Annotated in this window: 1 pseudogene; it reads left to right on the top strand. The window is 53.4% G+C overall.

The annotated features are described in order from the left end of the window. Positions 1-227: 227 nt before the first annotated feature. A pseudogene (locus AC1RPR_RS08085) lies at positions 228-553 on the top strand (hypothetical protein); the annotation flags it as partial.

Genomic DNA, 553 nt, shown 5'->3' with positions numbered 1-553 from the left:
CGATCAACGTTCGCGCAAGCTCCCGACGAAGCCGGGACGTGATCAGCAGGTGGAACACGAACACGGATATGTTCATACCGTGATCGAGATCAAGAAGGGTGGAGAATACGTTCCCACGTATTCGACACGTTGCCGTTACGCGGACGTGTCGAATGTACTCCCTGTCGTCACACAGCTGATGACGGTTTTGCAGTTCAATCCCAGTAACCTTGAGGTAGANGCCTGAAATGGCAACTAAGAAGTTTGTAAGTGATGATGTGAAGACTCTGCGGTTCCCCGAGTCGATCCAGTCTAACCCCGGTATGTACATCGGTGGCACCGACGCCTCGGGACTCTGGGTAGTGATCCGAGAAATGTTGGACAACGCAGTGGACGAACACATTGCTGGTCGCGGCACCTCGGTTCAGCTGTACGCTGATTCCGGCACCTACTGGGTGCAGGATGATGCAAATGGTATCCCACAGGGTATCAAGAAACACACCGTGAAGATCAATGGCAAGGATGTTGTGGTGAAGACCCCGACAATGCAGGCCATCTTCTCGGAGCTGCACAC

Source organism: Dellaglioa sp. CoH-57-MRSF-22 (assembly GCF_056781895.1).
Note: the sequence above shows the minus strand (reverse complement) of the source record. Positions and strands in the feature narration are given on the sequence as shown.